The sequence below is a fragment of the Terrisporobacter muris genome (assembly GCF_024621905.1).
Lineage (GTDB): Bacteria > Bacillota > Clostridia > Peptostreptococcales > Peptostreptococcaceae > Terrisporobacter > Terrisporobacter muris.
In genome coordinates, this window is record NZ_JANKBY010000161.1 from 1 (window position 1) to 7,823 (window position 7,823).

Sequence of the window (7,823 nt, forward strand, 5' to 3'; positions counted from 1 at the left end):
TATTATAAAAATAAAAAACGAACAATAAAGTTCGTTTAATCTACTATTTTACTTCCACCTATAAACTCTCTAATTATTGATGTAGGTGGTAAATCTGATATATCTTTAAGTTCTACAAAATATTGAAGAAATTTTAATAATCGGTTCGCTTCACTATAAGCTTTACTAGTTGAGTCTATACTTTCTAATAAAGGCTTCACATAAGACTTTAATATAGCTAATTCATACACACATGATGAGTTAAAAATCACATCAGCTTCCTCTTGATAAGGAAATATATTTTGCTTTTCTCCTCTTCTTACAGAATCCCAAGTTAGTATAGTTCTTGTAGCATCATGTCCTCTAAACTGATTATCTCTTACAATACGTCTTATTAACCGTAAATCTGTAGTAGGTATCCTATTATGCTCATCTAAATTTAATTGAGTTAAAACACTAAGATAAATTTTAAACTTCTCCTTATCTGGTATTGAAGATGTTAAAATTGGATTTAATCCATGAATACCTTCTAATATTATTGGTTGGTTTTTTTCTATTTTAAGCTTTTTACCTTCTTCACTTTTTCCTGATTTAAAATTAAATTTTGGAATAATTACTTCTTTTCCTTCTAATAAATCACTTAAGTCCTTATTAAATCTATTTAAATCTATTGCATAAATTGATTCAAAATCATAATTACCAAACTCATCTAAAGGCGTTTTTTCCCTGTCTACAAAATAGTCATCTAAGGAAATTGATATAGGTTGTAAATTATTTACTTTTAGGTGTACGGATAATCTATGGGCAAAACTAGTTTTCCCAGATGATGAAGGGGCTGCGATTAATATTATTCTTTTATTTTCTTGCTTAATTATATCTGCTATTTGTCCTAGTTTTTTTTCTTGTAAAGCTTCTACTATTCGTATCAACTCTCCATATGATCCATTTTCTATTACTTTATTTAAAGATAATACTGTATCTACCCCCATCAATGTAGACCACTTTTCCATTTCCAAATAAATGTTAGATAACTTAGGCTGAGAAACAAACTCTCTAACTTTAGATTTATCATCTTCTCTAGGTCCAAGCAATATAAACCCACCTTCATACTTTAATATATCAAATGTTTTTAAGTATCCTGTAGATGGCAGCATATGCCCATAAAAATGATCAACATGATTATTACATTTATAAATCTTTATATCATCATGTTCTTTATATTTTAATAATTCAGCTTTATTCCTCATGTTATGCTTATTGAAAAAATTGATAGCTTCATTTTTAGTTACAATTGTTTTTTCAATTTCATAGTCTGAATCAATAATTTCTTGCATTTTTAATTTAATATCATTTTTATCTTCTTCATTCAGTATTTTATCTGTATGAACCTCACAATATAAACCATTAGATAGAGAGTGTTCTATACTAACTTTACAATTTTCATAAAGTTCTTCACATGCCATTATGAAAATAAGCGTTAAAGATCTTAAATATACTCTATGTCCATCACTATTATTAGTATCTAAAAATTTAATAGTACAATCATCAGATACAAAATTTGTTAATTCCTGTAATTTATTATTTATAGATGCTAAGGCAATATATCCGTCATAATTATCCTCTATTTCATAAGCAATATCTTGCAATCTTATACCTGGTGAATTATCCTCTATCAAAAATATTTTTTTTTCATTTTCTATAGTTAAATTTAATCGTCTCATTTTGAACTACCCCTTTACGATTATTATTATCCTAATAAACCTATCTTATTAAAAGGATATAACCTAACAAAAACTTTTCCTAATATATCTGAGTTATTAATAAATCCTACACTAGAATATCTACTATCTAAACTTATTTCTCTATTATCTCCTAATACAAATACAGAATTTTCTGGAACAACAGTATCTATATCACCTTCTGTGACTTCATTATGTATATAAGGTTCAACTAATTCTTCTCCATTAACATATACTTTAGAATTTTCTATCTTAACTGTATCTCCACTTACTCCTATTACTCTTTTTACTAAGTCTTTGCTACTTCCATCATCTTGTTGTAAATCAGATTCAAATACAATAATATCACCACGTTCAGGCTCTTTAAATTTATAAGACATCCTATTTATAATTAAGTAATCTCCTTCTTCTAAGGTAGAATACATAGAATCTCCTCTTACTAATGTTGGTTTTATGAATTGTGTTATTATAAAAGCAAAAACTATCGCTAATGCAAATACCTTAACCCACTCAAAAATCTCTTTTTTTACTTTTTCACTCAAAATATCATCTCCTCAATAATATGTAATTGTTTATAATATGTTACACTCACAACAATTTAAGTATAGTTAATTCTAATACCTTTTGGATAGTGATTTTTTAATTCTATTAGTTTCATTTTCTTATTTAGCAAAAGTACATGTTGAGTATACTAAAACACTATCTTTTTTAACATTTCAAGTCCGTCTCTTATTATTACCCTTTGTATAGATTGACATTCTATTAAGTAATAATATGAAGATGGTTTTTACTTGATCTATTTATACTTTCATTATAATAGAATCCTTCCTACGCTCAAGAGATATCAGTCAATTTTATCTCCCTTTCTACTTTTATTTTTTCTCTTGTAAAACCTTATCTTTGAATATAGTGTGTATTTATCTAATTTGTCTAAATTAATTTTCCATAAGAATATTATATACACTATAAAAACTATAATAGCCCATCTATATCCTATCATCAAGATAAAATCAAAAACTCCATGAAGTAATATTGGCATAATTATTGCATAAATTAGATATTTGTTTTTTTTATCATCGTCCTTAGCAAATTTATACTTCGAAATATAATACCCCATAGTAATTGCAAACATTATATGAGATGGTATAGAAATCAGCCCTCTAGTTATTCCTAACTCAAAAGATAAATCTAACCTTTCTCTCATTAAATATATAATATTTTCTATTGTGGCAAATCCTAATGATAAAAATATAGAGTAGATTATTCCATCTAATTTTTCATTAAAATCTTTATCCTTTAATAAAATAGGTATTAATATTATAGACTTTAGTCCTTCTTCTGTAAATGCTGCCACAAAAAAAGCTGTGTATAGAGCTCCTATTGTACCTGAAAATATATTTAGTTTACTAAAGTACAATTCCAAAACTATTGCCAAAATGCTTACTAAAATTCCAAGCAAAAAATATTCTATTAATTTAATCGGTGGTTCTTTTTCATATCTGTCTTTAAAATAAATCCAACCTACAAAAATACTTACTGGCAGTATGGCTAGAATTAATATGTAAATTTTCATATTTTAATATAACCTTTCTTTGCATATATATTAATATTTAGATATTTATATCTACTACTTATTATCTCCATTAGTAAATAATTTTAATATTTGTATTTTAACACTTTATTGCTTAACAAAATAAAATATTTTTCATAGAATAAACTAGAGTATTTACAGCCTAGTTAAATTAAAAGGGGTGATTATATGCAAGACGGTTTTTTAACGGTTAGTGTTATAAATTTTTCAACAAATAGACCAATAGAAGATGCTACCATAAATATATATGGTATGGATGATCAACAAAATAGTACTGGTATTGTGTTTGAAAACTTAAAAACTGATGAATCCGGTCAAGTAAGAGGTTTAACCTTGCCTGCACCTGATGTTCAGTACTCTTTAGATCCAGCATCTACAGTTAAACCTTACAGCGAATACATTGTAGAGGTTATATCCCAAGGATTTGAACCTGTATTAATAAAAGGTACTCAAATTTTACCTATTGTAGAAGCATTACAAAATGTTCCTGTTGGTAGACCAACTCAGCAAACTAGAAGAAATAATAAAAAGAGACAACAAAATACTATATATGATATTTCTGCTCATACACTTTGGGGAAATTATCCTCCTAAAATACCTGAAAGTAGTTTGAAACCATTACCTCCTCCAACAGGGTTTGTTGTCTTAGACGAACCAGTAGTTCCAGAGTTTATAGTAGTTCATGATGGCTTACCTGAAGATACCAGTGCAGAAAATTATTGGATTCCTTTTAGAGATTATATAAAAAATGTAGCATCATCAGAAATTTATTCCACATGGCCTGAGCAAACTATTTATGCAAATGTTATAGCTATAATATCTTTCACACTAAACAGAGTTTTTACAGAGTGGTATAGAAACAAAGGTTATCAATTTACAATAACTTCATCTACAGCATATGACCACAAATATATTCATAACAGAAATGTTTTTGATAATATAAGTGTAATTGTAGATGACATATTTAATACATTCATTAGAAGACCTCCTACAGCAAGACAACCACTACTTGCACAATATTGTGACGGTAAAAAATCTCAATGTCCTGATCAAATGACACAGTGGGGAAGCAAAGACTTAGGTGATCAAGGCATGAATTATGAAGAAATTTTAAAATACTTTTATGGTGATAATATAACTTTTGCACAGGCTAATGTTGTCAGCGGTGTACCCGTTTCTTTTCCTGGTTTTACACTACAACTAGGATCTAACAATTCTTACGTTAAAACCATACAAAATCAATTAAATGCTATCTCTAACTCTTATCCAGCAATTGAAAAAGTTGCTGAGGATGGAATTTTTGGACCTTCAACAGAAAAAGCTGTGAAGAAGTTCCAAGAAGTTTTTAACTTACCTCAAACAGGTGTAGTTGATTTTAAAACATGGTATGCAATTTCTAGAATTTACGTAGCAACTACAAAAATAGCTTCTTTAAATCCTGTAATTTAATATATAAAAAATACTATCAGAATTCTTCTGATAGTATTTTTTATATAACCATATCTAGATAATCTTCTTTAATTTGTTTTTTTATATTTTCTATAATTATCGGAAATTCCGGAATTCCCGCAGCATAAGGTGCTATATCATATAAATCAAAATATATTACTATATTGTCATCTTCTAGATAGAATTTTTGATTTTCTTTTATTCCATAAAAATCATAAATCTTATCTAAGTCCTTATCCTTCTTGCCTAATTCTTTAATTTGTTTTTCTATTTCTTTATCTATAATTATCTTATAGTCTACTTCCGTTTTAAAAAGTTCCTTAAGCGATAAGTTATTTCCACTTCTTAAATCAATATTATATGGTACATATTCATAATAACCATGGGCGCCACCACTATATTTATAATATTTAACAAGAATACTAATTGCATTAGGCGTATTTTTTTTCACTTCAAAAGATGCATCGGCAACAAAATTACTTTCATCTAATTCAAAATCCTCTAAAAAACTTTGTGCTTCTTTCAAGGAGTCCTCATAAAATTTCAAAATATCTTCTTTTATTTTTTGATTAACTTTATCATCTATTTGTGAGTTTCCACTATTTATAATAGGTATTTCAAGAGTACTTTTTAAATATTTATTTTGCTTTTTTAGTACCTCCTTATTAACAGAAGCTAAAAAAAAAATTATTAAATGCCTCTATTTTGTTCTTAAATACATCATAAGGTATTTTAAATTCATATTGGGTATCATCTTGACTTTGTTTATATGGATTAAAATAAATATTGATATATCTATCTTCTATATAATAATTTGTATTTTTATCAATATTCAAATTGCTATATAGTGGATGTTTTTCAGTTATTCCTTTTTGAATAGTTTCAGTTATAACTCTACTATAATCTTCATTTCCTTTTAAAAATTCATCTAAATAAACTCTTTCTCCACTCTTTAGATTAAAAACATAGCTATCTTTTTCTAATCTATAGTCTTTTTCTCCCCATGTTGTATTTTTTTCTATAATTATATTTATTATATTTTCATCTTCAAATACTACGCTATAACTAATATTTATAGCTCTTTTTTCACTATATGTATTCATTTTATTTATTTGTCTTTGAACATTAATATATTCTTTTATATTCTTTTTGATATAAGAATTAATGCTTTTCTCAACATCTTTGTTATCGTAATGTATACTAGGTACTTTAAACTTAATTGTTAAGTTTTCATCATTAATTTCTGACTTCTCATCTGTAACTTTTACAACTTGTAATCCTTCTTGGATATTATTTTGTATTTTTGTCATCATAGTTGTAAAATCAACATTCCTTACTAAGGATAATAATAATAACCCTAGGGTTAAGAATAAAACCGGTTTTATAAAATTTTTTAAGTCCTTCATTAAAGTCCCTCCTAAATATAATTCCTTATTATATTTAGGAATTTTATAAATTTTATCCATTTATTTTACAAAAAAATACTTATAGGCATTAACCTATAAGTATTTTTTCTATTCTCTAAATAATTTATATTGAGATTCCTCAACTTTTGAATCAATTTTTTTTGTATATATTAGATCTATTATAAATAGTACTATTGATAAATACACATTTACTCCAAATATTAAACCAAAAGCTCCATAGATATAAAGTTTTATAAAGAAATCTCCTGCAAAAGATTTAAATAACTCATGGATTTTTTTAGGATGCATTTTATCTACTTCTTCTAATGTTATGCTTTGAAGGTCTAAACTTCTTAACATAGGTATTATATTTTTTTCTATTGTATTAAGTCCAGAATCTATAATATTATCCGACATATAAAGTTTAAACTCTTCTGAAATAAAACTTAACTTATCATCTAAGAATGTATCTATAATAGACTCTACAACAACTCTACTCTTATCATTAAAGTCTTTATTTTCAAAAACTAAATTTAAAGTATTATACATATCTGTATTCAAAATATCTTTATTCAACATAGAATCTAATTTTGTATCTCTTATTGATGAAATATAAACACTTCTACATATTTGTAATACATGATAATTTAAAACTTCACTACTATTAATTATTTCTAACAGGTTATCTACCATATATGTTACATCATCTTTATTTAGTTCCCATGATATCTCCACTAAATTAATAGAATAAAAATACTTCATTACTTTTTCTTCTATTAATCCACTTATAAGTTCATTAGTTGCCTCTTTATTATTATTTAAGTTATTAACAATATCATTTGAAACTGTATTAATTATTTCTTTATACTTACCATAAGCTTGTTGTATATTAGTTACTCCAGCTATTTCAGTTATATTTTCAACTTTTATTTCACAAATACTATTAATAATTAAATCTGATGTATTGTTCATATTTACTTTAAAATCTTCGTTTTGTTTCAATGCAAAAATTAACCTATCTAATAATAAACTTATATTGATTTCTGTATATTTTAGCCCTAAGTCTTCAACCTTACTTGGGTATATCTCTCTTTCTAAATAGTTATATAAAATTGCAGATAATTTATCTTTATCTTCAACTATTAAATTCTCTATTTTATTATTAATTACAGTTCCAACAACATCCTTTACAAGCCCATCTCCATCTGCAAAATCATATGCCATTTTTACAAAGAAGTTAAGATTTTTTCTTACAATTTTTATTACCATAGAAGCTATTAAATCATTATTATCCTTCATATAACCTATTAATTTTTCACTAGCCATCTCTGTAATCTTATCTATATCATTATCCAGACTTTCTTTTACTCTGCCCTCGAATAACTCATGAAATCTCTTTTCTTCTGAAAATTCTTTACCTAAGTAATCTTGTAAATAATTATTTAATTGTTCTTTTAAACTTAAAAGAACGATATTCATAAACTTATCTGTTTTAATGCTATTTTGTATATTTAAAAATGATTTTTCACTTATTATATCTTTTATGGATTTATCCATTAAATAGTTATAAGTTTTTTCATTTCTAAATATCATATTTTTTATAATATCCTCAATAGATGAATTTTCAATATTTTTATTTATATAATTATTAACATCTTT

The 7,823-nt window shown here is 25.7% G+C and carries 7 protein-coding genes; 1 reads left to right on the forward strand and 6 read right to left on the reverse strand.

All coding sequences use genetic code 11. From position 1 onward, the window contains the following. Window positions 1-35 precede the first annotated feature (35 nt). The 3 genes from NSA58_RS12295 to NSA58_RS12305 all read right to left on the reverse strand — a co-directional run bounded on the left by NSA58_RS12295 (window position 36) and on the right by NSA58_RS12305 (window position 3,291). Window positions 36-1,700: a nucleoside kinase gene (locus NSA58_RS12295; RefSeq protein ID WP_074429462.1), complete on the reverse strand. Its 1,665-nt coding sequence runs from the start codon at window positions 1,698-1,700 to the stop codon at window positions 36-38. A 26-nt stretch (window positions 1,701-1,726) separates the two neighbouring features. Beyond that, entirely contained in the window at window positions 1,727-2,260 is a 534-nt protein-coding gene (gene lepB, locus NSA58_RS12300) for a signal peptidase I (RefSeq protein WP_039678463.1), read from the reverse strand. A gap of 302 nt (window positions 2,261-2,562) precedes the next feature. After that, the gene (locus tag NSA58_RS12305) at window positions 2,563-3,291 is read right to left on the reverse strand and encodes a PrsW family intramembrane metalloprotease (protein ID WP_074429461.1); all 729 of its coding nucleotides are present in this window, start codon (window positions 3,289-3,291) and stop codon (window positions 2,563-2,565) included. Between the two features lie 186 nt (window positions 3,292-3,477). Between NSA58_RS12305 and sleC the strand changes: the two genes are divergently transcribed. Then, a complete protein-coding gene (sleC, locus tag NSA58_RS12310; RefSeq protein ID WP_074079469.1) occupies window positions 3,478-4,758 on the forward strand; it encodes a spore cortex-lytic germination protein SleC in 1,281 nt (426 codons plus the stop codon). Between the two features lie 40 nt (window positions 4,759-4,798). On the opposite strand, the gene NSA58_RS12315 is transcribed toward sleC, so the two are convergent. From NSA58_RS12315 to NSA58_RS12325, 3 genes are all read right to left on the reverse strand, one after another. Continuing rightward, window positions 4,799-5,449 (reverse strand): DUF3298 and DUF4163 domain-containing protein, encoded by a 651-nt coding sequence (locus NSA58_RS12315; RefSeq protein WP_316713165.1) that lies wholly within the window; start codon window positions 5,447-5,449, stop codon window positions 4,799-4,801. Beyond that, the gene (locus NSA58_RS12320) at window positions 5,424-6,164 is read right to left on the reverse strand and encodes a hypothetical protein (protein ID WP_074429460.1); all 741 of its coding nucleotides are present in this window, start codon (window positions 6,162-6,164) and stop codon (window positions 5,424-5,426) included. Before NSA58_RS12320 ends, NSA58_RS12315 begins: the two co-directional genes overlap by 26 nt. A gap of 108 nt (window positions 6,165-6,272) precedes the next feature. Further along, a partial coding sequence (locus NSA58_RS12325) for a hypothetical protein (protein ID WP_257560510.1) occupies window positions 6,273-7,823 on the reverse strand: 1,551 nt, incomplete at its 5' end.